The 23,314-nt window shown below is 72.7% G+C and carries 24 protein-coding genes and 2 pseudogenes; 10 read left to right on the top strand and 16 right to left on the bottom strand.

The window, feature by feature from the left end; genetic code table 11:
- Positions 1-5: 5 nt before the first annotated feature.
- Positions 6-1,100: a LacI family DNA-binding transcriptional regulator gene (locus ACFXAE_RS10085; protein WP_384710862.1), complete on the top strand. Its 1,095-nt coding sequence runs from the start codon at positions 6-8 to the stop codon at positions 1,098-1,100.
- 31 nt (positions 1,101-1,131) lie between these two features.
- Positions 1,132-1,914 (top strand): annotated as a pseudogene (locus ACFXAE_RS10090) (hypothetical protein).
- 4 nt (positions 1,915-1,918) lie between these two features.
- Here ACFXAE_RS10090 and ACFXAE_RS10095 read toward each other — a convergent pair.
- The 3 genes from ACFXAE_RS10095 to ACFXAE_RS10105 are packed head-to-tail and all read right to left on the bottom strand — an operon-like array spanning position 1,919 to position 4,010.
- On the bottom strand, positions 1,919-2,137 hold the full coding sequence (locus ACFXAE_RS10095; RefSeq protein ID WP_384710865.1) for a helix-turn-helix domain-containing protein: 219 nt from the start codon (positions 2,135-2,137) through the stop codon (positions 1,919-1,921).
- Positions 2,137-2,634, bottom strand: a complete 498-nt coding sequence (locus ACFXAE_RS10100; protein ID WP_384710868.1) for a DUF2975 domain-containing protein — start codon at positions 2,632-2,634, stop codon at positions 2,137-2,139. Before ACFXAE_RS10100 ends, ACFXAE_RS10095 begins: the two co-directional genes overlap by 1 nt.
- A 32-nt stretch (positions 2,635-2,666) precedes the next feature.
- Entirely contained in the window at positions 2,667-4,010 is a 1,344-nt protein-coding gene (locus ACFXAE_RS10105; protein WP_384710871.1) for a DUF6986 family protein, read from the bottom strand.
- A gap of 146 nt (positions 4,011-4,156) precedes the next feature.
- Here ACFXAE_RS10105 and ACFXAE_RS10110 point away from each other — a divergent pair, with 146 nt between their 5' ends.
- On the top strand, positions 4,157-5,059 hold the full coding sequence (locus ACFXAE_RS10110) for an endonuclease/exonuclease/phosphatase family protein (RefSeq protein WP_384710874.1): 903 nt from the start codon (positions 4,157-4,159) through the stop codon (positions 5,057-5,059).
- A 62-nt stretch (positions 5,060-5,121) separates the two neighbouring features.
- Here ACFXAE_RS10110 and ACFXAE_RS10115 read toward each other — a convergent pair whose 3' ends face one another.
- From ACFXAE_RS10115 to ACFXAE_RS10130, 4 genes are all read right to left on the bottom strand, one after another.
- Complete coding sequence (locus ACFXAE_RS10115; protein ID WP_384710877.1) at positions 5,122-6,084, bottom strand: electron transfer flavoprotein subunit alpha/FixB family protein; 963 nt, start codon at positions 6,082-6,084, stop codon at positions 5,122-5,124.
- A gap of 61 nt (positions 6,085-6,145) precedes the next feature.
- On the bottom strand, positions 6,146-6,934 hold the full coding sequence (locus tag ACFXAE_RS10120; RefSeq protein ID WP_384710880.1) for an electron transfer flavoprotein subunit beta/FixA family protein: 789 nt from the start codon (positions 6,932-6,934) through the stop codon (positions 6,146-6,148).
- A gap of 218 nt (positions 6,935-7,152) precedes the next feature.
- Entirely contained in the window at positions 7,153-7,662 is a 510-nt protein-coding gene (locus tag ACFXAE_RS10125) for a flavin reductase family protein (protein WP_384710883.1), read from the bottom strand.
- 217 nt (positions 7,663-7,879) lie between these two features.
- Positions 7,880-8,239, bottom strand: a complete 360-nt coding sequence (locus tag ACFXAE_RS10130; protein WP_384711073.1) for a TlpA family protein disulfide reductase — start codon at positions 8,237-8,239, stop codon at positions 7,880-7,882.
- A gap of 233 nt (positions 8,240-8,472) precedes the next feature.
- On the opposite strand from ACFXAE_RS10130, the gene ACFXAE_RS10135 reads away from it, so the two are divergent.
- Together ACFXAE_RS10135 and ACFXAE_RS10140 are read left to right on the top strand one after the other, a co-directional pair.
- Positions 8,473-9,201, top strand: a complete 729-nt coding sequence (locus tag ACFXAE_RS10135; RefSeq protein WP_384710886.1) for a lysophospholipid acyltransferase family protein — start codon at positions 8,473-8,475, stop codon at positions 9,199-9,201.
- A gap of 109 nt (positions 9,202-9,310) precedes the next feature.
- Complete coding sequence (locus tag ACFXAE_RS10140; protein ID WP_384710890.1) at positions 9,311-10,330, top strand: hypothetical protein; 1,020 nt, start codon at positions 9,311-9,313, stop codon at positions 10,328-10,330.
- An 18-nt stretch (positions 10,331-10,348) separates the two neighbouring features.
- Here ACFXAE_RS10140 and ACFXAE_RS10145 read toward each other — a convergent pair whose 3' ends face one another.
- The 6 genes from ACFXAE_RS10145 to ACFXAE_RS10170 form a co-directional block, all read right to left on the bottom strand.
- Positions 10,349-11,533, bottom strand: a complete 1,185-nt coding sequence (locus tag ACFXAE_RS10145) for a hypothetical protein (RefSeq protein ID WP_384710893.1) — start codon at positions 11,531-11,533, stop codon at positions 10,349-10,351.
- A 10-nt stretch (positions 11,534-11,543) separates the two neighbouring features.
- Positions 11,544-12,257 carry a B3/4 domain-containing protein gene (locus tag ACFXAE_RS10150; RefSeq protein WP_384710896.1) on the bottom strand — a complete coding sequence of 238 codons (714 nt, stop codon included), beginning with the start codon at positions 12,255-12,257 and terminating at the stop codon, positions 11,544-11,546.
- A gap of 14 nt (positions 12,258-12,271) precedes the next feature.
- Positions 12,272-12,844 carry a transglutaminase domain-containing protein gene (locus ACFXAE_RS10155; protein ID WP_384710899.1) on the bottom strand — a complete coding sequence of 191 codons (573 nt, stop codon included), beginning with the start codon at positions 12,842-12,844 and terminating at the stop codon, positions 12,272-12,274.
- A 75-nt stretch (positions 12,845-12,919) separates the two neighbouring features.
- The gene (locus ACFXAE_RS10160; protein ID WP_384710902.1) at positions 12,920-13,990 is read right to left on the bottom strand and encodes a threonine aldolase family protein; all 1,071 of its coding nucleotides are present in this window, start codon (positions 13,988-13,990) and stop codon (positions 12,920-12,922) included.
- The gene (locus tag ACFXAE_RS10165) at positions 13,987-14,733 is read right to left on the bottom strand and encodes an SDR family NAD(P)-dependent oxidoreductase (protein WP_384710905.1); all 747 of its coding nucleotides are present in this window, start codon (positions 14,731-14,733) and stop codon (positions 13,987-13,989) included. Before ACFXAE_RS10165 ends, ACFXAE_RS10160 begins: the two co-directional genes overlap by 4 nt.
- 38 nt (positions 14,734-14,771) lie before the next feature.
- Positions 14,772-16,169, bottom strand: a complete 1,398-nt coding sequence (locus ACFXAE_RS10170) for a DUF6421 family protein (protein WP_384710908.1) — start codon at positions 16,167-16,169, stop codon at positions 14,772-14,774.
- A gap of 253 nt (positions 16,170-16,422) precedes the next feature.
- On the opposite strand from ACFXAE_RS10170, the gene ACFXAE_RS10175 reads away from it, so the two are divergent.
- The gene (locus ACFXAE_RS10175) at positions 16,423-17,106 is read left to right on the top strand and encodes a glycerophosphodiester phosphodiesterase (RefSeq protein WP_384710911.1); all 684 of its coding nucleotides are present in this window, start codon (positions 16,423-16,425) and stop codon (positions 17,104-17,106) included.
- A gap of 4 nt (positions 17,107-17,110) precedes the next feature.
- Here ACFXAE_RS10175 and ACFXAE_RS10180 read toward each other — a convergent pair whose 3' ends face one another.
- A complete protein-coding gene (locus tag ACFXAE_RS10180) occupies positions 17,111-17,653 on the bottom strand; it encodes a GNAT family N-acetyltransferase (protein WP_384710914.1) in 543 nt (180 codons plus the stop codon).
- 82 nt (positions 17,654-17,735) lie between these two features.
- Here ACFXAE_RS10180 and ACFXAE_RS10185 point away from each other — a divergent pair, with 82 nt between their 5' ends.
- Together ACFXAE_RS10185 and ACFXAE_RS10190 are read left to right on the top strand one after the other, a co-directional pair.
- Positions 17,736-18,134, top strand: a complete 399-nt coding sequence (locus tag ACFXAE_RS10185; protein ID WP_384710916.1) for a VOC family protein — start codon at positions 17,736-17,738, stop codon at positions 18,132-18,134.
- Between the two features lie 76 nt (positions 18,135-18,210).
- Complete coding sequence (locus tag ACFXAE_RS10190; RefSeq protein ID WP_384710919.1) at positions 18,211-18,975, top strand: VOC family protein; 765 nt, start codon at positions 18,211-18,213, stop codon at positions 18,973-18,975.
- Between the two features lie 22 nt (positions 18,976-18,997).
- Here the strand turns inward: ACFXAE_RS10190 and ACFXAE_RS10195 are convergent, their stop codons facing one another.
- On the bottom strand, positions 18,998-19,717 hold the full coding sequence (locus ACFXAE_RS10195) for a MarR family winged helix-turn-helix transcriptional regulator (RefSeq protein WP_384710922.1): 720 nt from the start codon (positions 19,715-19,717) through the stop codon (positions 18,998-19,000).
- 209 nt (positions 19,718-19,926) lie between these two features.
- A pseudogene (locus ACFXAE_RS10200) lies at positions 19,927-21,384 on the bottom strand (FUSC family protein); the annotation flags it as partial.
- Between the two features lie 35 nt (positions 21,385-21,419).
- Here ACFXAE_RS10200 and ACFXAE_RS10205 point away from each other — a divergent pair.
- Positions 21,420-21,968 (top strand): DUF5134 domain-containing protein, encoded by a 549-nt coding sequence (locus ACFXAE_RS10205; RefSeq protein ID WP_384710925.1) that lies wholly within the window; start codon positions 21,420-21,422, stop codon positions 21,966-21,968.
- Between the two features lie 104 nt (positions 21,969-22,072).
- Positions 22,073-23,017 carry a M56 family metallopeptidase gene (locus ACFXAE_RS10210; RefSeq protein WP_384710927.1) on the top strand — a complete coding sequence of 315 codons (945 nt, stop codon included), beginning with the start codon at positions 22,073-22,075 and terminating at the stop codon, positions 23,015-23,017.
- Positions 23,018-23,314 lie beyond the last annotated feature (297 nt).

Here is a 23,314-nt window from a genome sequence, read left to right on the forward strand (position 1 = left end):
ACCCCATGGACCTACGCATCCCCGTGGCCGACAGGACAGGACACCGCACCGTGCCGGAGACGACCCGCCGCACCGACCGCATCCCAGGGACCCGTTACGGCAACCGTCCGACGATGAAGGACGTGGCCGCGCGCGCCGGGGTCGGACTCAAGACGGTCTCCCGCGTGGTCAACGGCGAGCCCGGCGTCACACCGGAGACGGAGCGCCGCGTCCAGGAGGCGATCGAGGCGCTCGGCTTCCGCCGCAACGACAGCGCCCGCGTGCTGCGCAAGGGCCGCACCGCCAGCATCGGCCTGGTTCTGGAGGATCTCGCGGACCCGTTCTACGGTCCGCTGAGCCGGGCGGTCGAGGAGGTGGCCCGCGCGCACGGCGCCCTGCTGATCAACGGCTCCAGCGCGGAGGACGCCGACCGCGAGCAGGAACTGGTGCTGGCGCTGTGCGCCCGGCGGGTGGACGGTCTTGTGGTGATCCCGGCCGGGGACGACCACCGCTATCTGGAACCGGAGATCAAGGCGGGCGTCGCCACCGTCTTCGTGGACCGTCCGGCCGGGCACATCGACGCGGACGTCGTCGTGTCGGACAACTTCGGCGGTGCCCACGACGGCGTGAGCCACCTGATCGCGCACGGGCACCGCAGGATCGGCTTCATCGGCGACATGCCCCGCATCCACACCGCGGCCGAGCGGCTGCGCGGCTACCGGACCGCCATGGAGGACGCGGGGATAACGGTGGCGGACTCCTGGATGTCGCTGGGCGTCACCGGCCCGGAGCGGGTGCGCCGGGCGGCCGAGGAGATGCTCTCAGGACCGGATCCGGTCACCGCGATCTTCACGGGCAACAACCGGGTGACGGTCACCGTGATCCGGGTGCTGGCCGGGCACGCCCGCCGGGTCGCCCTGGTCGGCTTCGACGACATCGAGCTCGCCGATCTGCTCCAGCCCGGTGTCACGGTCGTCGCCCAGGACGCGGCGGCCCTCGGCCGGACCGCGGCCGACCGGCTGTTCCGCCAGCTGGACGGCACCCTGCTCACCCCGGAGCGCATCGAACTTCCCACCCGGCTGATCACCCGCGGCTCCGGCGAGCTGCCCCCGGCGGACTGAGCGGGCGGTGCCGGCAAAGGAGGACCGCACCCTGCGGGCGCTGGGTCTCGAGAAGGCGCCGCGCGAGCACCTGCTGCTGTATCCGGGCGCGTGGCCGCCGGATTCGGGGCTGCTGAGCGGGGACCGGCTGCTGCCGCTGGACCGTCTGGTGTACGAGGACCGCGTGCCCGTGCTCGCGGTCGGCTCCAACGCCTGCCCCGGTCAGCTGCGGCACAGGATGGCCGAGTCCGGGTTCATCACGCCGGTGCCGATGGTGCGGACGCGGGTGACCGGCGTCGGCATCGGTGTGTCGGCGCACGTCAGTCGCATGGGTTATGTGTCCCACTCTCCGGTCCGCGCCCCGGTGACGGTACGGGAGCTGTTCGTCCTCTGACTCGACGCCCGGCAGCTCGCGGTGATCGACGCGAGCGAGGGCGTACCGCGGCCGGACGGCAACTTCCGCCGTGCCTGGCTGCCCGCACCCGATGTGCGCGTGGAACTCGCCGACGGTTCCACGCTCCCCGGCGCGTACGCGTACGTGAACCGCCACGGCGTGCTGCACGACGGCACCGGCGCCCCGCGCACCCACCCGGGCCAGCGGGCGCTGCTCACCGATCCGCTCGTGAACGTTCCCGGACTGCGGAAGCTCTTCGGCGTCTCCCCCGAGGAGTTCTGCGCGCGGGCCCGCGCCGACCTCCGGCGGTGCGCGCGGGGCACCCGGCTGTTCGCGGAGGAGAGGCTGGTGACGGTCTGCGGCCTGGAGCGGTACGCGGGGCCCCAGTGGTACGGAAGTCCGGGTACCGGCGCGTCGCCTGCGCGGCGGGGGCGCGGGTGACGGGTCAGGGCAGGGTGTCCTCGGGCTCCCAGCGCAGCAGGTCGCCCGGCTGGCACTCGAGCACGTCGCAGAGCGCGGCGAGGGTCGTGAAGCGCACCGCCTTGGCCCGGCCGTTCTTGAGCACCGCCAGATTGGCCGGCGTGATCCCGACGCGTTCGGCGAGTTCGCCCACGGACATCTTCCGCTTGGCCAGCATCACGTCGATGTCGACGGCGATCGGCATCAGATCACCTCGGCCAGCTCGGCCCGCATCCGCGACGCCTCGACGTCGCGCGCGACGGCCTGCGCCAGCAGCATCCGCAGGACGAGCACGACCAGGGCGATGCCCAGGATCGCCAGACCGGCCCCGCCCAGCAGTGCCACGATGCCCGGGGCCACGGCCTCGCCGGGCGCGAGGAGCGCTCCGAGCGCGAACACCAGCAGCGCCGCGGCGACGAACGCGCCGATGACGATGTGCACGTAGCGGAAGGCGGCATGGGAGAAGACGGTCCCGCGCCGCACCATCGTCACCAGCCGCCAGACGCAGACCAGGACGACCTGGGCCGTCACCACGCCGAGGACCACGACGAGGAGGAACGGGACGCGCAGGTACGAGTACTCCGCGTCCAGCCCCTCGAGGTCGCTCGCCATCAGCGGCACCATCACCGCCTGAACCCCCAGGGAGCCCGCCAGCAGCGTCACCATCACGGCGCGCAGCGCGAGCACGGTCAGCCGCCCCATCGCCCCTCCTTGAATCGAAGCACGATGGAAATCTATCGAGATTCGATAGATGGGGCAAGCGGGCGGCCCCGCTGTCGCGCGGAGGCCGTGAGGCCTCCGCGCCGGGGTGACGCGAAGCCCTCCAGGCCGGCGCGGGACAGTCCGGACAGGCGTGTCACCTCGGCGCCGTCCAGGGCGCCGCAGTCCAGGCCGCGCAGCAGGTGTCCGGCGAGGGCCCTGGCGGTGGCGGGCTCGTCCATGACGTCGCCGCCGGCCCGGTCGGCGTACCGGGCGAGACGGACGGCGGCCCGTGCGAAGCCCTCGCGGTAGAAGGCGAAGACGGCCGCGTAACGGGTGGGGAGGTGGCCGGGGTGCATGTCCCAGCCCTGGTAGTAGGCACGGACGAGGGCGCGGCGGGTGAGGCCGTAGTGCAGCCGCCAGGCGTCGTGGACCTGCTCCGTGGGTCCGACGGGCAGGACGTTGGTGGAGCCGTCCGAGACGCGTACGCCGGTGCCCGCGGCGGCGACCTGCATGACGGCCTTGGCGTGGTCGGCGGCCGGGTGGTCGCTCGCCTGGTGCGCGGCGGAGACGCCGAGGCAGGCGCTGTAGTCGAAGGTGCCGTAGTGCAGCCCGGTGGCGCGCCCCCCGGCGGCCTGGATCATGCGGGCGACCGTGGCGGTGCCGTCGGCGGCGAGGACGGCCTGGCTGGTCTCGATCTGGATCTCGAAGCCGATCCGGCCGGGTTCGAGGCCGCACGCCTCCTCGAAGGCGCCGAGAAGCCGGGCCATGGCGGTGACCTGCTCGGGATACGTGACCTTGGGCAGGGTCAGGACCAGCCCGTCGGGCAGACCCCCGGCCTCCGTCAGACCGGTGAGGAAGATGTCGAGGGTGCGGATGCCCCGGTCGCGGACGGCCGCCTCCATGCTCTTCATCCGGATGCCCGTGTACGGGGCCGCGGTGCCTCCCGCGTACGCCTCGGCGACGAGCCGGGCCGCGCGGGCCGCGGCCTCGTCCTCCTCGGCGTCGGGGCGGTTGCCGTAGCCGTCCTCGAAGTCGACGCGCAGGTCCTCGACCGGCTCGCGTTCCAGTTTGGCCCGGACGCGGCCGTACACGTCCTCGGCCAGGTCGCCGTCGAGCCCGAGGACGGCGGCGAAGGAGGCGGCGTCCGGGGCGTGTTCGTCGAGCGCGGCGAGGGCCCGGTCGCCCCAGGCGCGGAGGGTGTCGGCGGCGAAGGCGTCACCGGGGACGTAGACGGTGTGGACGGGCTGGCGGGTGCCGGGGTCTCCGGGGTAGCGGCGCTCCAGTTCGGCGTCGACCGGCGCGAGGGAGGCGCCGATCTCCTCGCTCAAGGCGCCCGCGAGACTGGTCGCCACCCGCTCCTGCCGCCCCTGACCCATCCCACACCCTCCCGAACTTCCGTAATACGGAATAAAAAATCCGTTGAATGAAGTTATCGGGCCCCTTCTCGCCGGTCAACACCACCTCACGACCCGGCCCGCTCCCGCATCTCGTCATGCTCACGTCTATCTGGCATCGTTTGTCCGTGCCGACTCACCGCCGTGTCACGCGCCGTCTGGGACTGAAGGGCGCACTCGCCGCTTCGGTCGTCCTTCCGCTGTCCAGTACAGCACTGTCCCCGGGGTCGGCCTCGGCGGACGGACACCCGGGGCGTCCGCTGGAGGTCATGTCGTTCAACCTGCGCTTCGCGAGCACGGCCGAGCCGAACAGCTGGGCCGCCCGCAGGCCCGTGATGCGGCAGCTGCTGCGCCGCGAGCGCCCGCACCTCCTCGGCACCCAGGAGGGCCTGTACCGGCAGCTGCGCGACATCGAGGCCGGCCTGGGGCCGTCGTACGACTGGATCGGCACCGGACGGGCGGGCGGCAGCCGGGACGAGTTCATGGCGGTCTTCTACGACACCCGACGGCTCGCCCCGCTGGAGTACGACCACTTCTGGCTGTCCGACACCCCGGACGTGATCGCGTCGAGCACCTGGGGCAACGCCCACATCCGCATGGCCACCTGGGTCCGCTTCCGCGATCTGCGCGCCGACGGCCGGGAGTTCTGCGTCCTCGACACCCATCTGGACAACGCGAGCCAGTACGCGCGGGAGCGGGCCGCCGCCCTCATCGCCGGACACGTCGGCGGGCTGGCCCGCTCGCACCCGGTGATCGTGACAGGGGACTTCAATGTCGCGGCCCACGGCAATCCCGTGTACGACACGATGCTGGGCGCCGGGCTCGTCGACACCTGGGACGCGGCGGCGGGCCGCGGGGACGCGTACGGGACGTTCCACGGGTACCAGCCGCTGGTGCCGGGCGGTGCGCGCATCGACTGGATCCTGGCCACGCCCGGCGTCACGGTGCACCGGGCGTCGGTCAACACCTTCGCGGTGGACGGCCGGTTCCCGAGCGACCATCTGCCGGTCCAGGCCTCCCTGACCCTGTGACACGCCGCGAGGCCCCCGTGACCGGTGTGCGGTCGCGGGGGCCTCGGTCAGGCCTCGGGTGATCAGCCCTTGCGGGTCTTGATCTCCTCGGTCAGCTGCGGCACGACGTCGAACAGGTCGCCGACGATGCCGTAGTCGACCAGGTCGAAGATCGGGGCCTCGGCGTCCTTGTTGATGGCCACGATGGTCTTCGAGGTCTGCATGCCGGCCCGGTGCTGGATCGCGCCGGAGATGCCGGAGGCGATGTACAGCTGCGGCGAGACCGACTTGCCGGTCTGACCGACCTGGTTGGTGTGCGGGTACCAGCCGGCGTCGACGGCGGCGCGCGAGGCACCGACGGCCGCGCCGAGCGAGTCGGCGAGCGCCTCGATGAGCCCGAAGTTCTCCGCGCCGTTGACACCACGGCCACCGGAGACCACGATCGCGGCCTCGGTCAGCTCCGGACGGCCGGTCGACTCGCGCGGCGTGCGGCCGGTGACCTTGGTGCCGGTCGCCTGCGCGGAGAAGGTCACCGACAGGGCCTCGACGCTGCCCGCGGCCGGGGCGGCCTCGACGGCGGCCGAGTTCGGCTTGACCGTGATGACCGGCGTGCCCTTGGAGACACGGGACTTGGTGGTGTAGGAGGCGGCGAACACCGACTGCGTGGCCACCGGGCCCTCGTCGCCGGCCTCCAGGTCGACGGCGTCGGTGATGACACCCGATCCGAGACGCAGCGCCAGGCGGGCGGCGATCTCCTTGCCCTCGGCGGAGGAGGGGACCAGGACGGCGGCCGGGGAGACGGCCTCGTGGGCGGCCTGGAGGGCGTCCACCTTCGGCACGACCAGGTAGTCGGCGTACTCGGCGGCCTCGTGGGTGAGGACCTTCACCGCGCCGTGCTCGGCGAGCGTGGCGGCGGTGTCGGCGGCACCGCCGCCCAGCGCGACGGCGACGGGCTCGCCGATGCGGCGGGCCAGGGTCAGCAGCTCCAGGGTGGGCTTGCGGACGGCGCCGTCCACGTGGTCGACGTAGACGAGAACTTCAGCCATGGGACTTCTTCTCTCCTGCTTGCGAAGGGTGAGGGGCGGGAAGCGAGTGGAGCCTCGCGGCTCAGACGAACTTCTGGCTCGCGAGGAACTCGGCGAGCTGCTTGCCGCCCTCGCCCTCGTCCTTGACGATCGTGCCGGCGGTGCGGGCCGGACGCTCGGCGGCGGAGTCGACCGTGGTGTAGGCGTTCTCGAGACCGACCTCGTCCTCGTCGATGTCGAGGTCGGACAGGTCCCAGGACTGGACCGGCTTCTTCTTGGCCGCCATGATGCCCTTGAAGGACGGGTAACGCGCCTCGCCCGACTGGTCGGTGACCGACACGACGGCCGGGAGGGAGGCCTCGAGCCGCTCGGAGGCGGCGTCGCCGTCGCGACGGCCCTTGACCGTGCCGCCCTCGACCGAGACCTCGGACAGCAGGGTCACCTGCGGCACGCCCAGACGCTCGGCGAGCAGCGCCGGTACGACGCCCATGGTGCCGTCGGTGGAGGCCATGCCGGAGATCACCAGGTCGTAGCCGGCCTTCTCGACCGCCTTCGCCAGGACCAGGGAGGTGCCGATGGCATCGGTGCCGTGCAGGTCGTCGTCCTCGACGTGGATCGCCTTGTCCGCACCCATGGACAGCGCCTTGCGCAGGGCGTCCTTGGCGTCCTCGGGGCCCACCGTCAGCACGGTGATCTCCACGTCGTCGTCGGAGTTCTCCGAGATCTGCAGCGCCTGCTCGACCGCGTACTCGTCCAGTTCGGAGAGCAGACCGTCCACGTCGTCACGGTCGACGGTCAGGTCATCGGCGAAGTGCCGGTCGCCAGTGGCGTCGGGCACGTACTTCACGGTGACAACGATCCTCAAGCTCACGCCGGCTCTCCTACTGCATCGTCATTTCTGGCTGCCTGCCTGCAGGCAGCATAGGCGCCTGAAGCGGGCGGTCCCGGTCGGGGCGGCCCGCGCTCCGAACGAAATATTACTCGTCAGTACACCCAGTTCCTTCCCGCTAAGCAAGCGCTTTGAACTGTGACCTTCGCAACGCAGCGTAACCGGAACTCGACGGGTCCGCGACCAGGAGAAACCCCGTCTCAGTCGCGCAGGCCGTTGAAGCGTCCCTGGTGGTAGAGGAGCGGACGGCCGTGGCCGGCGGGGTCGCCGAGCAGAACCTCGGCGATCACGATCCGGTGGTCACCGGCGGGCACCCGGGCCACCACCTTGCACACCATCCAGGCCGGCACGTCGTCCAGTACCGGAACCCCCTTCGGCCCCTCCTGCCAGGCGGTGGCCGGACCGAAACGGTCGGCACCGCTGCGTGCGAAGGTCACCGCCAGCTCCTGCTGATGTTCCCCGAGGACGTGCACGCCGACGTGATCGCCCGTCGCGATCGCCGGCCAGCTGGAGCTCCCGGTACCGACACCGAAGGACAGCATCGGAGGCTCGGCGGAGACGGAGGCGAGGGAGGTGGCGGTGAAGCCGACCGGACCGCGGCAGCCGCGCGCGGTGATCACGGCGACGCCCGCCGCGTGCCTGCGGAAGACGGAGCGCAACAGCTCGGGCGAGGCGGGCCGGGCGGTGCCCAGGTCGGACGTGGCCGTCATGAAACTGTCCTTCTGCGGGAGGTGACGAACGGGCTCGCGGCTGCTCACCGGCCCGGTCGGCGCACACGCGCGGCGCGGGCGGCGACCGCCGGGCGGGCGGGTACCCGCCGGGGTCGAAGGAGTCCCGAAGGCATGGGGTCAGGCTGACGACAAGTGGCATGCACAGTCAAGTCGGTCCCGTGATGTGGGAGATGCCTCACCGCGCCCCGGCCGGCCCTCACACGGCCTCCCCGAGCGCGGCGATCACATCGGCCCTGCGCGGCTGCCCGGTCGCGCGCCGTACGACCCGGCCGGCGGCGTCGAGGACCAGCACCGTCGGCGTCTTCACGATCTCCAGACGGCGCACGAGGTCCAGACGGTCCTCGGCGTCGATCTCCACGTGGGCCACGCCCGGCACCAGTGCGGCCACCTCGGCGAGCACCCTCCTGGTCGCCCGGCAGGGCGCGCAGAAGGCGCTGGAGAACTGCACCAGGGTGGCGCGCTCTCCCAACCGCTCCCCCAGCCCGGCCCACGGTTCCCCTGCTCCGAGCCGTCGTCCGCCGCCTTGATCCCGCACTCGCCCGCTCCCGCCGTGGATTCGCTGTCAGCGGTTTCCAGCGCTCCCGGGACCGCGGACATTCCCGGCCGGGCGCACAAAGCCCGAGGTGGATCAAGGGCGGACGTGACGAGAATCTCGCCGCCGACGAGCACCAGGGCTGGTTCACCGGCCGTTCTTCGGGCACCATCTGCGACAAGCCGTAAACCTACGGCTCCGTAACTTCGACTGGGAGCTTCCTTCCCAGGCAGAGAAGGAAGGGTTCCGACCCGCCCATGGCAGAACTCGTCTATCGGCCCGTCGTCGGTTTCGCCCGCACCCTGTTCAAGGCGTGGGACCTCAAGATCGACTGCCAGGGGTCGGAGAACATACCGCGCTCGGGCGGCGCCGTACTGGTGAGCAACCACATCAGCTACCTGGACTTCGTCTTCAACGGCCTGGCGGCGCTCCCCCAGAAGCGGCTCGTCCGTTTCATGGCGAAGGAGTCGGTCTTCCGGCACCGGGTCTCCGGCCCGCTGATGCGCGGCATGAAGCACATCCCGGTGGACCGCGAGCGGGGCGAGGCGGCGTACGAGCACGCGCTGCGGTCGCTGCGGTCGGGGGAGATCGTGGGCGTCTTCCCGGAGGCGACGATCTCGCAGTCGTTCACGCTGAAGAGCTTCAAGTCGGGTGCCGCGCGCCTGGCGCAGGATGCGGGCGTGCCGCTGATCCCGATGGCGGTGTGGGGCACGCAGCGACTGTGGACCAAGGGGCACCCGCGCAACTTCGGGCGCAGCCACACCCCGATCACCATCCGCGTGGGAGAGACGATCGAGGCGTCCAAGGACAAGTACGCGGGCGCGATCACCCGCCAGCTGCGCGAGCGCGTGCAGGAACTGCTGGAGGCGGCGCAGCGCGCGTACCCGGTGCGGCCCAAGGGCCCGGACGACACCTGGTGGATGCCGGCCCACCTCGGGGGCACGGCCCCGACCCCGGAGCAGGTCCGGCAGGCCGAGGCGCACTGACACCCACCGCCCCGGGCGCCCCGCGCTGTCGATAGGGTCCCGCCAGTGACCAGGAACCGGCGTCCCGCACGCCGGTTCCGTTCTGTCTGCTGCGCTACGGGGGCGAACGATGCGACGCTGGATCAAGGTGGCGGTGGCGGCCGCGGCGGTACTGGGCGTGGGCGGCTGGATCGCCGAACCCTACGCCCAGGACTGGTGGCTGGTGCGCACGGCGTGCGACGGGGCACTGCCCGGGGACGCGGTGCGCCGGCTCGCCGACAACGGCTCGCACTTCAAGGACGCGAGGTCGGTGACGCACCGGGAGCTCGGCGAGTACGGGTGCACGCTGACGTTCGAGGGCGACGACCTGCGCGGCGAACTGGTGCTGCGGCTGGAGGCCTACACCGGTCGGGACCAGCAGGACCGGGAGTTCATGACCGCCTTCGAGGAGAGCGGGTTCACCGCGCAGGCGCCGGTGCCGCGGGGTCTGCCCGGTTTCATCGACCAGTTCGGTGCCGTCCAGTTCCTCGTGCCCTGCCCGGATCTGGGGAAGGACGACGCCGGCCGGCAGCGGAAGCTGCTGGTGCGCACGCAGTTCGGCAAGGACGCCCTGTGGGGTCACCCGGCCGCCTACGAGACGGCCGTGGCGCTCGTCAACGGTGTCTCCGACCGCCTCGGTTGCGGGGCCGAGCCGCTCACCGCGCCCGAGGGTGACGCCGGACTCGTCGAGCCGGAGGAGGACCCGAGGACGGTTCCGCTCAGCGGGTCGGGCGAGGGCGGCTGCGGCTGGGCGGCGCGGGCGGACCTGCCGCGGCCGGGGAGCTGGCGGGTGGCGGACGGGATCAACGACGCGGCGCCGACCGGCCGTTGCGAGCTGCACCTGGACGGCACCGGGTCCGGTGACGACGGACAGCTGGTCTTCGCCGCCTGGTACGGCGACTGGAGCGACCGCTTCGTCGCCGACAGGGACGGCGTACCGCTCCCCCTGACGGCGACCGCCCGCTGCGACGGAGAGGCGGCGAACTTCGCCTTCGGCGCGCGCGACGACGTCCCGGGAGTGGACCGGGCCGACAAGCGCGACCTGCTGGAGGCCTTCGCCCGGGACCAGGTGCGACGCCGGGACTGTTCCGGACTGCGGATGAACGGCTGACCGGCGGCCCGGAGCCGCTCAGGTCATCAGCCAGATCCCCCGTACGTACGCGGTGTCGACGATCCGGCGCATCGCCGACGCCCGCGGCTCGGGCACGTTCCGTGCCCCGGCCCAGGCGTCGAGCACCGTGAGCAGCTGGTGGCGGCCGTCCGTCGGTTCTCCGCGCAGCGGCCCGGACACCGGCCGGCCGGCGATGTCGCCCATGGGCGGGCGGCCGGTCACCTGCCGTGCGGCGGCCCGGTAGGCACCGCGGGTGTACCGGGCCACCGCCCTGTCGAAGGCGGCGACGTCGGGGATCGCGCCGTCCCTGGTGTGCGCCGCGCGGTGTTTCATCAGGGCGCCGATCCGCTCGGCGATGTCCTGGAGGTCGTTGTCGGGCCAGGTGGTGGCGGTGGAGGTGTACGCGCCGCGGGGTTCGTCGTCCTCGGGGCGGAAGTCGGGGTCACCGCCCCGGTCGGTGAGCCGTTCCAGGTAGTGGGCGAAGTACGCGCGCTCGGCGTCGTAGAGGATCGCGAACGCCTCGGGGTCGCGGACCAGTTCTCCGACGAGGCGGTCCGGGTGGGCCGCCGCGTCCGAGACGGGATCGCGGTACTCGAAGTCGGCGTGCGCCTCGCCGGGGGCGAGGAAGCGGCCGTACGCGGTCCAGCCCCGCTCGTCCGGTGCGGCCTGCTCCGCCGTCACGGCGGGGCCGGTGCCGTCGTCGGAGGACGACAGATAGCGGGCCTCGTCGACGACGTAGTCGGCCAGCATCCTGGCGACGCCGGGAGCCATCCCGGCGGGCACCTCGGCCCAGTCCAGGGCCGCGACGACGGCGTAGGCGGCGCGGGCCTGGGCCACCGTGTGCGGGGCGCCGGGGCGTGCGGCGCGGGTCGCGGCCTCCACCACGGCGCCGAGCGCCTCGGCCCCGTCGCCGCACGGACGCTCGTGCCGGACGAGCTCGCGGACGGCCGGGTAGCGGGACATGTCGTCGCCGGGGTCCAGGGCGCGGGTGGCGGCGGCAGGGTCCCCGGCGAGGGCGCGGGTGGAGGCCGGGATCTCCTGGCAGGGCGGGCCGTCACCGGAGTCCGCCAGGACCAGCGGGACCGCCGTCGCGGTGGCGAGCAGCGCCACGGCCGAGGTGAGCAGCCAGTGCCGTCTCAGTGGGGCGAGGCGCCCCGGTCGCGCGTCCACGTCCGTCTGTTCGTCCTGTCCCCCGTCACGCATGGCGGGCAGACTAACGGCCGCCCCGGTCCGCCCCTGCGGCGGGGTGCGCGGTGATTCGCGCCCCGGGGCTGAACTTCTCCAGCAGACCCGCGAGTTCGGCCGCCGCCGCTTCCATCTCGGCGACCGGCACCGGCGCCAGGCCCTCCAGCAGGAAGACGCCCGAGACCGTTTTCTCGGTGAGCCGGGTGCGCGGGCCCTGGCGCCAGTTCCAGCGGCGGCAGGTCACGCCCAGGTCGTCGCGCCACACCACCTCGCCGGCGTCGGGATGTTCGACGGTCTCCGCACCGTCCGCGACCGTCACGAAGTCCTCCTCGCCGGTGGCCCGCACGAGCCGCATCCCGCCCCGGATCAGATCGATGTCCTCGCCGCCGACGGGGATCAGGTGGGCGACGCTGATCGCGTTGTAGAGGTCGACGAGGAGGTTGATCCGGGGCAGGCCGGCCGTCGAGAGGGCCCGCTTGGCGAGCGCCTCGGCCGAGTTGCGGGTGCGGGAGGGTTTCGAGCCGAACGCCGTGTAGACCTCGCGCCAGGCCGCCATGTGCGGGTCCTCGTGCGGGGCCCGTCCCCGGAGGCGCCCGGCGAGCCGCCGGGCCGCGTCGTCGAGGAGTGCGGAACTCTCTTCCGTGCTCGGCCCGTTGGCCAAGCCGTGGGCCTCGACCACGACGTGGGTGAAGCCGGGTACGAGGGCTCGCACCTCGTCGGACACGGCCGGTGCGGGAAACATGGTCCGCCTTGTTCTCAGAGTGCGGTGGGCAGCGTCCGCCACAGGTGCGACCGGTCGGAAGCGGCCTGGAGGGCGCTCAGTACAACAGGATGCGGTTCAGCATACAGGACCGGGTAGTCCATTTCATTGGACTTCCGATCGGGGGTGAAGGCCAGCCGCTCACCCTCCAGGGAGAACCGCGCGTCCACTCCGGGCTTGTTGCCCCGTGGATCCTGCCGATGCCACGCACCCTTGAACCGTACGGCGACCAGGCCGTGCACGACGCCGAGGTTCTGGTAGCAGAGGGCGGTCGGGATGTCCTCGGCCCGCAGCAGCGCGGCCAGCGCGTGGGCCTTGGCGTAGCAGATGCCGGTGCCCTGCTCCAGGACGTCGGAGGCGCGCCAGGTGACCCGGAGATCGCTGGAGTCCTGGGAGTGCGGGATGGTGTCGCGCACGAACTCGAAGGCCGCTCGCGCATAGTCGTACGAGTCGGCCGCCCCGGCGGCGAGCCGTGCCGCCGTCTCGCGGACCAGCGGATGGTGATGGTCGATCGCCTCGTCGGCGGCCAAGTAGGCGGAGAGGTCCGGGGTTTCCTGGATCAGCTGCATGCCGCCAGAGCATAGGTATGCGATCGACCGGCAGTCAATACATTTCCAGTCGATCGCATACCTATGCATGCATCGCTAGCGGGCCGCCTCCTCCTTGAGCGCGGCCACGAACGTGTCCACGTCGTCCTCGGTGGTGTCGAACGCACACATCCAGCGGACGTCGCCGGCCGCCTCGTCCCAGAAGTAGAAGCGGAACCGCTTCTGCAGGCGCTCGCCCACGTCGTGCGGCAGCCGCGCGAAGACCGCGTTGGCCTGCACCGGGTGGAGGATCTCCACACCGTGCACGGCGCGCACGCCCTCGGCCAGGCGCTGGGCCATCTCGTTGGCGTGCCGGGCGTTGCGCAGCCACAGGTCGCGGGCGAGCAGGGCCTCCAGCTGCACCGAGACGAAGCGCATCTTGGACGCCAGCTGCATGGACAGCTTGCGCAGGTGCTTCAGATGCCGGATGCCGTCCGGGTTCAGCACCACGACCGCCTCGCCGAACAGGGCGCCGTTCTTGGTGCCGCCCAGCGAGAGCAGGTCGACGCCGGCCGCGTTGGTGAAGGTGCGCATCGGCACGTTCAGCGTGGCGGCGGCGTTGGCCAGCCGGGAGCCGTCGACGTGCACCTTCATGCCGTGCGCGTGGGCGTGCTCGCAGATGGCACGGATCTCGTCCGGCGTGTAGACCGTGCCCAGCTCGGTGGCCTGGGCTATGGAGACCACCTGCGGCATCGCGCGGTGCTCGTCGTCCCAGCCGTACGCCTGCCGGTCGATCAGCTCAGGGGTGAGCTTGCCGTCCGGGGTGGGCACGGTGAGCAGCTTGATCCCGCCGACCCGCTCCGGGGCGCCGCCCTCGTCCACGTTGATGTGGGCGCTCTCGGCGCAGATCACCGCGCCCCAGCGATCGGTGACGGCCTGGAGCGCGACGACGTTGGCACCGGTGCCGTTGAACACCGGGAACGCCTCCGCGGTGGGGCCGAAGTGGCTGCGGATCACCTGCTGGAGGTTCTCGGTGTACGCGTCCTCGCCGTACGCGACCTGGTGCCCGCCGTTGGCCAGGGCCAGGGCGGCGAGCACCTCCGGGTGGGCCCCGGCGTAGTTGTCGCTGGCGAAACCACGGACGTCCGGGTCGTGATGACGACGCGCGTCGGTCCGCGGTGGGTTCACGGCTTCTCGGTCAGCCACAGACGGTTTCCGTTCACTTCCGCGGCGGGCTCGTCCCAGACGCCGACGATGGCCTCGGCCAGGTCCTTGACGTCCGTGAAGCCCGCGAACTTCGCGTTGGGGCGGTCGGCGCGCATCGCGTCGTGCACCAGCGCCTTCACCACCAGGATCGCAGCCGCCGACGTCGGCCCCTGCTCGCCCCCGGCCTTGCGGAAGTAGTCGGCCATGGCCAGCGTCCACGCCTCGGCGGCGGCCTTGCCGGCCGCGTACGCGGCGTTGCCCGCGGTGGGTTTGGTGGCGCCGGCGGCGCTGATCAGGACGTACCGGCCGCGGTCGCTGCGCTGGAGCGCCTCGTGGAAGGCGAGCGAGGTGTGCTGCACGGTGCGCACCAGCAGCAGCTCCAGGAAGTCCCAGTCGTCCAGGCTGGTCTTGGTGAAGGTCTCGCTGCCGCGCCAGCCGCCGACGAGGTGGACCAGTCCGTCGACCCGGCCGAACTCCTTCTCGACCCGGGTGGCCCAGTCACGGGTGGAGTCCAGGTCCAGCAGATCGACCGTGTCGCCGGTGACGGTGGCGCCGCCGTGCGCGTAGCGCGCCGCGTCCACGGCCTCCGCCAGCCGCTCCGGATCGTTGTCCGAGCCGACGACGGTCGCTCCCGCCTCGGCCAGCCTGAGCAGTGCCGCGCGTCCCGCGGGTCCCCCCGCGCCGGCCACCGCGATCACCGCGCCCTCGAGCGCCCCGTTCCCCATGATTCCCGCCTCCTGAGCTGTTGTGGTCCTGCGATCGCTCACGCGGCGACCCGTTCGGCACCGTCCCCGCGAATTCCCTTGGTGGAGGCGATCACGTTCTTCAGCTTCTTGGACAGTGCCTCATAGAACATGCTCAGCGGAAACTCGTCCGGAAGCACGTCATCGACGAGTTTCCGCGGCGGCAGCGTCAGGTCGAGGGCGTCGGGGCCCTTGGCCCACGTGGAGCCCGGGTGCGGGGAGAGGTAGGCGGAGACCAGCTCGTACCCGGCGAACCAGTGGACGAGCTTGGGGCGGTCGATGCCGTCGCGGTACAGCGTCTCGATCTCGGCGCACAGCTGGTTGGTGACCTGCGGGGCGCGCTCCCAGTCGATGGAGAGCTTGTTGTCGGTCCAGCGGACGACGTCGTGCTTGTGCAGGTAGGCGAAGAGCAGCTGGCCGCCGAGGCCGTCGTAGTTGCGCACGCGCTCACCGGTGACCGGGAAGCGGAACATCCGGTCGAAGAGCACCGCGACCTGGACGTCACGGGCCTGCGGGACGCCGTCCCCGGCCAGCTTCACGGCCTCCTTGAAGGCGGTGAGGTCGCAGCGCAGCTCCTCCAGGCCGTACATCCAGAACGGCTGGCGCTGCTTGATCATGAACGGGTCGAACGGCAGGTCGCCGTGGCTGTGGGTGCGGTCGTGGACCATGTCCCAGAGCACGAACGCCTCTTCGCAGCGCTTCTGGTCGTGCACCATGGCGGCGACGTCCTCGGGCAGCCGAAGGCCCAGGATGTCCACGGCGGCCTCGGTGACGCGACGGAATCGGGCGGCCTCGCGGTCGCAGAAGATGCCGCCCCAGGTGAACCGCTCGGGGGCCTCGCGCACCGCGATGGTCTCCGGGAAGAGGACCGCGGAGTTGGTGTCGTACCCCGAGGTGAAGTCCTCGAAGGTGATGCCGCAGAACAGCGGGTTGTCGTAGCGGGTGCGCTCCAGCTCGGCCAGCCAGTCGGGCCAGACCATGCGCAGCACGACCGCCTCGAGGTTGCGGTCGGGGTTGCCGTTCTGCGTGTACATCGGGAAGACGACCAGGTGCTGGAGGCCGTCCGCGCGGCTCGCGGCCGGCTGGAAGGCCAGCAGCGAGTCGAGGAAGTCGGGCACCTCGAAGCCGCCCTCGGCCCAGCGGCCCAGGTCCTCGGCGAGCGCCTCGTGGTAGGCGCGGTCGTGCGGAAGCAGCGGGGAGAGTTCCCCGACGGCACCGATCACGGCGCGCACCGCGCGCTCGGCGTCGTCGCGGTCCGGGGCCCCGTCGGCGTCGAAGTCGATCGAACCGTCCTTGGACTGCCAGGGCCGGATCCGCTCCACGGCATCCTTGAGCACGGGCCATGCCGGGTGCTCCACCACCCTGGTCGCCGAAGGAACCTGTCCCTCGGCACCCACCTGCACAAGAATTTCCGTCATGCCCCATCCTCCACGGGAGAACCTCACGTATGGAGACCGTATACATACGAGGTTTCTCCCAGCAAGGGGAACCTCGGGAAATTATCCTGCCTCACCCCCGAGCTCACCGCATTTTTTCCTGCGGTACACCCGGGTGGGCGACGGTGTCTGCGATCGAGGTTCAGCCTCTGGACGCGACGGGCACAGGCGATACGGTCCAGGAGGGCCGTAGGGACGCGGCCCCCCGCCGCCGTCGACGGAAGCGAGTCGCATCTTGAACTTCCTCACCATCGGTCACCGCGGAGTCATGGGTGTCGAACCGGAGAACACCCTCCGGTCCTTCGTCGCCGCCCAGGAAGCGGGCCTCGACGTCATCGAACTCGATCTGCATCTGAGCAAGGACGGCGCGCTCGTCGTCATGCACGACACGGAGGTGGACCGCACCACGGACGGCACGGGCGCGATCGCCGACAAGACCCTCGCCGAGCTGCGCGCCCTGGACGCCGGACGGGGCGAGCGGATCCCCGTCTTCGAGGAGGTGCTCGACGCCGTCCGGGCGCCTCTGCAGGCCGAGATCAAGGACGTCCACGCGGCGCGGGCGCTGGCCGGGGTGATGAACGAACGGGACCTGGCCGACCGGGTCGAGGTGTCCTCGTTCCACGACGAGGCGATCGCGGAGACCGCCCGCCTCGTGCCCGGCGTCCGTACCGCGCTCATCGCCAGCCGCTACGGCACGGACGTCGTGGACCGGGCGGTGGGGGCCGGCGCCTCGACCGTCTGCCTCAACATCCGCCGGCTCACCCTGGAGATCGTGGAGCAGGCGCGGAAGGCCGAGCTGCGGATCATCGGCTGGGTGGTCAACACCCAGGACCACCTCAGACTGGTACGGGCCCTGGGGCTCGACGGCGCCACCACCGACTACCCGGAGATCAAGCGCACCGGGCGCTTCACCGCGTGAGCCGTCAGACCAGTTCCTTCACCAGCAGCTCGAACTCCAGGTCGTCCCGCTGCGGGATGCCGAAGCGCTCGTCGCCGTACGGGAAGGGCGTCATCCGTCCCGTACGGCGGTAGCCGCGCCGCTCGTACCAGGCGATCAGGTCCTCCCGCACGGAGATCACCGTCATGTGCATCTCGCTGACGCCCCAGGTCTCGCGGGCCCGGCGCTCCGCCTCCGCGATGATCGTCCTGCCGAGTCCGGCGCCCTGGAGGGCGGGGCTGACCGCGAACATCCCGAAGTAGGCGTGCGCGCCGCGGTGTTCCAGCTGGCAGCAGGCGACCACGCGGCCACCGCGCTCCACCGTGAGCAGCCTGCTGTCCGGCGCCTTGATGACCTCCAGCACACCCTCCGGGTCGGTCCGCTGCCCCTGGAGGATGTCCGCCTCGGTGGTCCACCCGGTCCGGCTGGACTCGCCCCGGTACGCCGACTCGATCAGCGCGACGAGGGCGTCCACATCGGCGTCGGTCGCGTCGCGGAAGGCCAGTGCGGTGTCGGTGGCGGATTCCATGGGCACGTCTCCGGTTTCTCTGGGCGCCTTCCGGCGTGGCTCGGGCGGGAACGAGACTAACCCGGCCACTACGCTCGGCCGCATGGTGCATGTACTGAGCAGCCGTGTTCTGCTCCGCCCCACCGACCCCGACCGCTCCCGCGCCTTCTACAGGGAGCGGCTGGGTCTCGCCGTCCACCGCGAGTTCGGTACCGGTCCGGAACGCGGCACCGTCTACTTCCTGGGCGGCGGGTTCCTGGAGCTCTCGGGCCGTGCGGACCCCTCCTCGGCGGCTTCCCCGGACGTACGGCTGTGGCTCCAGGTCGAAGACATCGCGGTGGCGCACGAGGAGCTGGCGGCCAAGGGCGTCGACATCGTCCGTCCCCCGGTGCATGAGCCGTGGGGCCTGCTCGAGATGTGGATCGCGGACCCGGACGGCACACCGATCGTGCTGGTCGAGATCCCGGCCGGGCACCCACTGCGGTACCGGCCGGGCATCTGAGGGCGGCACACGCTCGCGCCGGATGGCCGGGCCCGGAAGGCGGGCTTAGCGTGGCGGGGGAACGGAAGGAAGCGCCATGAGACAGTCCGCGCCGGTGACCGGTGGGCCCTGCTGGGCCGAGCTGGGGACCACCGATGTGGAGTCCGCCCGACGGTTCTACACGCGGTTGTTCGGCTGGCGCCCCGAGGCGGACCCGCGTCAGGAGTCGGGCGGGTACACGGTCGCGTACCTCGGTGACGCGGCGGTCGCCGCGCTGGCGCCGCTGTACCAGGAGTCGCAGCCGGTGGCCTGGAACGTGTCGTTCGCGGTGCCCGACGCCGAGGCCGCCCTCCGTACGGTGGGGGCTGCGGGCGGGCAGCCGCTGCTCGGTCCGACGGACGTGTTCGACGCGGGCCGTTCCGCGGTGGCCGTCGACCCCGCCGGCGCCGTCTTCCAGCTGTGGCAGGCGGGCGCCTTCCCGGGCGCGGGGGTGTTCAACGTGCCCGGGTCCCTGGGCTGGGTGGAACTGATGACGCGGGCGCCGCGGCAGGCCGTGTCGTTCTACACCACCGTGTTCGGCTGGAGCGTGGACGCCTCCCGACGGTATCCGCAGTGGGGCATCGACGGCGCGGACTTCGGCGGCATGGTGACGATGGACGAGAAGTTCCCGCACGAGGTACCCGCGCACTGGCTGCCGTACTTCGCCGTGGACGACGTGGACGACGCCGCGGTGACCACCACGACGGTGGAGGGCACGGTGCTGATGGAGCCCGTCTCGCACCCGGAGCGTCCGCGCATCGCGGTGCTCCGCGACCCGCAGGGGGCGATGTTCGGCGTGTACCGGGCGGCGGACGGGAGGTGAACCGGGGACGGGCCCGCGGCCGTCACGCCCGCAACGCGCCCAGGCGTCCTTCCAGCTGGCCGAGCAGCTCGCCGAGCAGGGCGGCGAGCTCGTCCAGTTCCGGGCCGTCCAGACCGGACAGTACGGCGGTCTCGTAGGCGAGCTGCGCGGGCAGGATGCCGTCGACCAGGTCGCGTCCGGAGTCGGTGAGGCGGACGTGGGCGACCCGGCGGTCACGGGTGTCGCCGCGGCGTTCCACCAGTCCGCGTTCGGTGAGCTGCTTGAGGCGTTTGGTGACGGCGGCGCCCGAGGAGAAGGTCTCGCGGGCCAGCTCACTGGGTGTCAGCTCGTGGCCGGTGCGGCGCAGCGCGCCCAGCAGGTCGAACTCCGGGCGGGTCAGCCCCGCGCGGCGCAGCGGGGCGTCCTCCGCCTGCTGGAGGAGGGCGGCGCAGCGGTTGATGCGGCCGATGACCTCCATGGGGCCGGTGTCGAGGCCGGGGTGGACGGCCCTCCACTGCCGCACGACGGCGGCGACGGTGTCGCCCCGCGAGCCGCCGGACATGTCCCCGTCCGCCGTCTCCGGTCCCTCGCCGCCGGCCGCCGCTGGTCCTTCGGTCGCCGTCATGGCCGTACGTCCTCCGTGTTCGTGCCCGTGCCGGGGTCCGGGAGCAGTCCCTGGCGTCGTACCGTCGCCGCGAGCGTACGGTGTCCCGACTGCTCGGCGAGCACGACCCGCTCCTGGGCCGGCACGCGCTGCCACCACTCGCCGGCCGCGGCGTCGGCGGCGGCCCGCAGGTCGACCAGAGCGGCGGCGAGGCCGCGTCGGGCGGCATCCAGGACGGCGGGGGCGGGCCGGGGCCCGGCCAGGAGGCGCGCGGCGTGTTCGCGTGCCCGGTCGGCCGTGGTGAGCGCCCGTTCCACGCGGTCGCCCGCCCGCCGGTCGGTGACGGCCACGGCGGCGGCGAAGCCGACCAGGGCGCCGACCAGGGTGTCCACCGCGCGCTCGGTGATCAGGTCGCCGGGCCGCTGGTGGCCGGCGAACTCGGTGACGAGCAGCGCGAGCGGGGTCACGCAGATGGTGCCGAGCCAGTAGTTGCGGCCGATGAGCGCTTCGGCGCCGAAGCTGCACAGCAGGCAGCAGAGCACGAGGGCGAGCGGGCCGAGGTGGGCGACGGGGACGAGGGCGGCGAAGAGCAGCACGCCGGCGAGGTTGCCGACGACGCGCTGGACGGCCCGGTTCCAGGTGAGGGTGATGTTGGCCTGGTAGAGCGAGGCGGCGGTGACCAGGGCCCAGTAGGGGCGGCCGATGCCGAGGGCGAGGGAGGCGTACCCGGCGAGCGCGCAGCCGAGGGTGGTGCGGACGGCGATCGGGGTGAGCGGGCCGAGCCCGGTCCGCAGGGGGCGCGGCGGGGTGGCGCGTTCGGCGGCCACGCCGAGGAGTTCACCGGCGTCCGCGCGGGGGTCCCCGGTGCGCGGGACGGCACCGGTGCCGCGCAGTGCGCCGGCCCAGGCGCGCAGGCGTACGGGGTCGGCGTCGGCGGGCGCGGCGAGCGCGACCTCCGCGCGGACGACGAGCCGTTCGAGGGCGCGGCGGGTGTCGGAGGGCCGGTTGCCGGTGGAGAGCAGGGACTGCCAGGCGGCCTGTACGGCGGCGTATCCGGCGGCGCGGGCCCCGGTGTGACCGTCGCCGGTGCCGCCGGTCTCCGCGTACGCGGCGGCGGCGTTCAGCGCCTGGGCGGTGGCGCGGCGTTCGGGGCCGTGCGGCCGGAGCGGCGCGGGTGCCATGCCCACCAGATAGGCCCAGACACCGGCCGCGGCGGCGAGCGCGAGATGGCCGGGGACCTGCCCGGGGGTCTGCGGCACGAACAGCGCCGCGGAGCTGACGAAGGTGAGGATCACAGGGCCGGGCGGGCCGACGCGGGTGGCGTCGCACAGCACCTTCTGCACGGTGGCCAGGGCGGCGCCGACGGCGACCAGGACCACGGCGTTCCCGGTGAGGGAGGCGGCGACCAGGGACACGGTGAGGCCGCCGAGCATGCCGAGCACCACCCAGGCCAGCACCCTGGCCCGGGCGGCGTACGGGCGGTTGTGGGCGTAGAGGGCGCACAGGGACCCCGCCATGGTGTACATCGCGAGGTCGAGCCGGCCGAGGGCCACCAGGAGCAGGCTGGGCGGTGCGACCGCGGCGACCACGCTGAGGGCCGGCTTGAACCAGATGTCGGAGGGCCGCCCGAGGCGCAGCGCGGCGGCGAGCGGGAGGCGCCGGGCTGCCCGGGGGACGGTGGGGGTGGGGGACGCGCTGCTCATGAGGAGCAAGGTTAACAGGTGTTTTACTCGTGAATCATTTGCGCCGACCTGCCGCGCTCCCCCGGACGCTCCCCCCGCACTCTCGTGCGCTCGGGTGTCCGCCGCCGGGACCGGGCATGCCATGACCGACCGTCGAGCGGGTCGAGGGGGGAGTTCGGGTGCACGGACCGGCGTCGTCCGGCTGGCTGCTGGTCGCGCTCTGCGCGGCGGCCGGCGCCTACTGTCTGCTGCGCATGCGCAGCCATGTGGTGGAGCAGCGCCGCGCCGCGGGCGGCGAGGCGCTCATGGGCTTCGGCATGGCCGTGATGGCCGTGCCCGCGGCGGTGTTCACCCCGCCGGCGTGGGTCTGGCCGGCCCTCGCGGTGGTGTTCGGCGCGGCCGGGCTGCACGCGCTGTGGGCGGCCCGCACCGGCGCACGCCATCTGCACCATCTGATCGGCGCGGGGGCGATGGTGTACATGGCGGTGACCATGGCCGCCTCCGCCGGGCAGGGACACGGGCACGGCGGCTCGGGCACACCCCTGCTGACCGGGGCCCTGCTGCTCTACTTCGTCGCGTACGTACTCGCCACCGGCGTACGGCTGGTGCCCGTGGCCGCCGTGGCGGGGGGCGGCCGGGACGGCGGCTGGGGCGACCGGCCGGAGCTGGCGCGGGCCTGCCGGCTGTCCATGGGGATCGCGATGGTGGCGATGCTGCTGACGACATGAGGGCGGGACACGCGGTGCGGCGGCGACCGCGCGGGACCGTTGCCTGCGTCACTTCGGTCCGTCCGTCCGTGTCCTCGGGCGGCCCGCGCTCATAGGCTGGAGGCATGATCCTCCCCGCGGTCCTGCTGCTGCTCGGCGTCCTGACCGCTGTCACGGGTCCCCGGCTGCTCGCCCGGGCCGACTGGCCGGACCGCGAACCGGTGGTGGCGCTGTGGGCGTGGCAGTGCGTGATCGCGGCGGTGCTGCTGTGCTGCGCGCTGTCGATGACGTTCAGCGCGGCGGCCGCCTGGCGGGCGGTGGGCGGCCAGGTGTTCGCCACCGCGCCCCGCGTGGTCGTGGAGGCGTACGCGCTCGGTACGGCCGGGCTCTGGGCGCAGACCACCGCTGTGGCGCTGGCGTGCGGCGGGTTGTGGAGTGCGGCCATGCTGGTCCGGGAGGTCGTACGGGCCCGCGTACGACGTCGGACGCGCCGCGCCGAACTGCAGGTGAGAGCCCCGCTGCTGCCCGGGGAGCAGCCGGGCTCCGACCGGCTCGTGGTCCTGGAGGGCGAACGGCCCGACGCCTGGTGGCTGCCCGGCGCCCCGCCCCGACTGGTCGTCACCACGGCCGCGTTGCGCCGGCTGAAAGGCAGGCAGTTGGACGCCGTCCTCGCCCACGAGCGGGGGCACGCGCAGGCCCGGCACGACTGGCTGCTGCACTCCTCCTCCGCGCCGGCGGGCGGTTTCCCGCAGGTACCGGTGTTCGTGGCGTTCCGCGACGAGATGCACCGGCTGGTCGAACTCGCCGCCGACGACATGGCGTCCCGCCGGTTCGGCCGGCTGACCACGGCCCTCGCGCTGGTGGAACTCAACGAGCACCGCGGCGTGTTCGGTCCCTGTCCGGCCCCGCAGGCTCACGTCCCGGCCCGGGTGCGCCGGCTGCTCACTCCCCCGGACCGGCTCACCGCGGGGCGCCGGCTGCGGCTCACGGCGGTGGCGTCACTGGTTCCGGTGGTCCCGGTACTGGTGGCGTTCGTGCCGGGGCTGCGGGCGCTCGGCCGGCTGTACTGACCCGTGCGGCCGGGGACGCGGCCGGCGGGGCGCGCCGGGGCGGCATCCCGCGGGGGCCGAAGGGTCCGGAGCGGACCGGCAGGGCCTGGAGAGAGCCGGACGCAGACGTGGGAACGGGCGCGGGAAGGGCGGACGGGACGCGAGGACGGAAGGGCCGGCGCAGGCCAGCGCACAGCCGGAGAGGAGCCGGACACAACCCCGAGGAACGGGCAGGCCCAGGAAGGGCGGACGCCGGGCCGCAAGGTCCGGGGCAGGCCCGGGCAGGGCTGACACAGTCCCAGGAAAGGCTGACGCAGG

This window comes from Streptomyces sp. NPDC059454, from assembly GCF_042749965.1.
Classification (GTDB): Bacteria; Actinomycetota; Actinomycetes; order Streptomycetales; family Streptomycetaceae; genus Streptomyces.

What these genes read in the sequence shown, in the direction of transcription:
- ACFXAE_RS10210 (WP_384710927.1), top strand. Translation starts at nt 22,073, where the DNA reads ATGATCCTCCCCGCGGTCCTGCTGCTGCTCGGCGTCCTGACCGCTGTC.
- ACFXAE_RS10150 (WP_384710896.1), bottom strand. Translation starts at nt 12,257, where the DNA reads ATGTTTCCCGCACCGGCCGTGTCCGACGAGGTGCGAGCCCTCGTACCC.
- ACFXAE_RS10095 (WP_384710865.1), bottom strand. Translation starts at nt 2,137, where the DNA reads ATGCCGATCGCCGTCGACATCGACGTGATGCTGGCCAAGCGGAAGATG.
- ACFXAE_RS10100 (WP_384710868.1), bottom strand. Translation starts at nt 2,634, where the DNA reads ATGGGGCGGCTGACCGTGCTCGCGCTGCGCGCCGTGATGGTGACGCTG.
- ACFXAE_RS10145 (WP_384710893.1), bottom strand. Translation starts at nt 11,533, where the DNA reads ATGCGTGACGGGGGACAGGACGAACAGACGGACGTGGACGCGCGACCG.
- ACFXAE_RS10180 (WP_384710914.1), bottom strand. Translation starts at nt 17,653, where the DNA reads ATGGAATCCGCCACCGACACCGCACTGGCCTTCCGCGACGCGACCGAC.
- ACFXAE_RS10170 (WP_384710908.1), bottom strand. Translation starts at nt 16,169, where the DNA reads ATGACGGAAATTCTTGTGCAGGTGGGTGCCGAGGGACAGGTTCCTTCG.
- ACFXAE_RS10140 (WP_384710890.1), top strand. Translation starts at nt 9,311, where the DNA reads ATGCGACGCTGGATCAAGGTGGCGGTGGCGGCCGCGGCGGTACTGGGC.
- ACFXAE_RS10125 (WP_384710883.1), bottom strand. Translation starts at nt 7,662, where the DNA reads ATGACGGCCACGTCCGACCTGGGCACCGCCCGGCCCGCCTCGCCCGAG.
- ACFXAE_RS10085 (WP_384710862.1), top strand. Translation starts at nt 6, where the DNA reads ATGGACCTACGCATCCCCGTGGCCGACAGGACAGGACACCGCACCGTG.
- ACFXAE_RS10155 (WP_384710899.1), bottom strand. Translation starts at nt 12,844, where the DNA reads ATGCAGCTGATCCAGGAAACCCCGGACCTCTCCGCCTACTTGGCCGCC.
- ACFXAE_RS10165 (WP_384710905.1), bottom strand. Translation starts at nt 14,733, where the DNA reads ATGGGGAACGGGGCGCTCGAGGGCGCGGTGATCGCGGTGGCCGGCGCG.
- ACFXAE_RS10105 (WP_384710871.1), bottom strand. Translation starts at nt 4,010, where the DNA reads ATGGGTCAGGGGCGGCAGGAGCGGGTGGCGACCAGTCTCGCGGGCGCC.
- ACFXAE_RS10190 (WP_384710919.1), top strand. Translation starts at nt 18,211, where the DNA reads ATGAGACAGTCCGCGCCGGTGACCGGTGGGCCCTGCTGGGCCGAGCTG.
- ACFXAE_RS10115 (WP_384710877.1), bottom strand. Translation starts at nt 6,084, where the DNA reads ATGGCTGAAGTTCTCGTCTACGTCGACCACGTGGACGGCGCCGTCCGC.
- ACFXAE_RS10185 (WP_384710916.1), top strand. Translation starts at nt 17,736, where the DNA reads ATGGTGCATGTACTGAGCAGCCGTGTTCTGCTCCGCCCCACCGACCCC.
- ACFXAE_RS10135 (WP_384710886.1), top strand. Translation starts at nt 8,473, where the DNA reads ATGGCAGAACTCGTCTATCGGCCCGTCGTCGGTTTCGCCCGCACCCTG.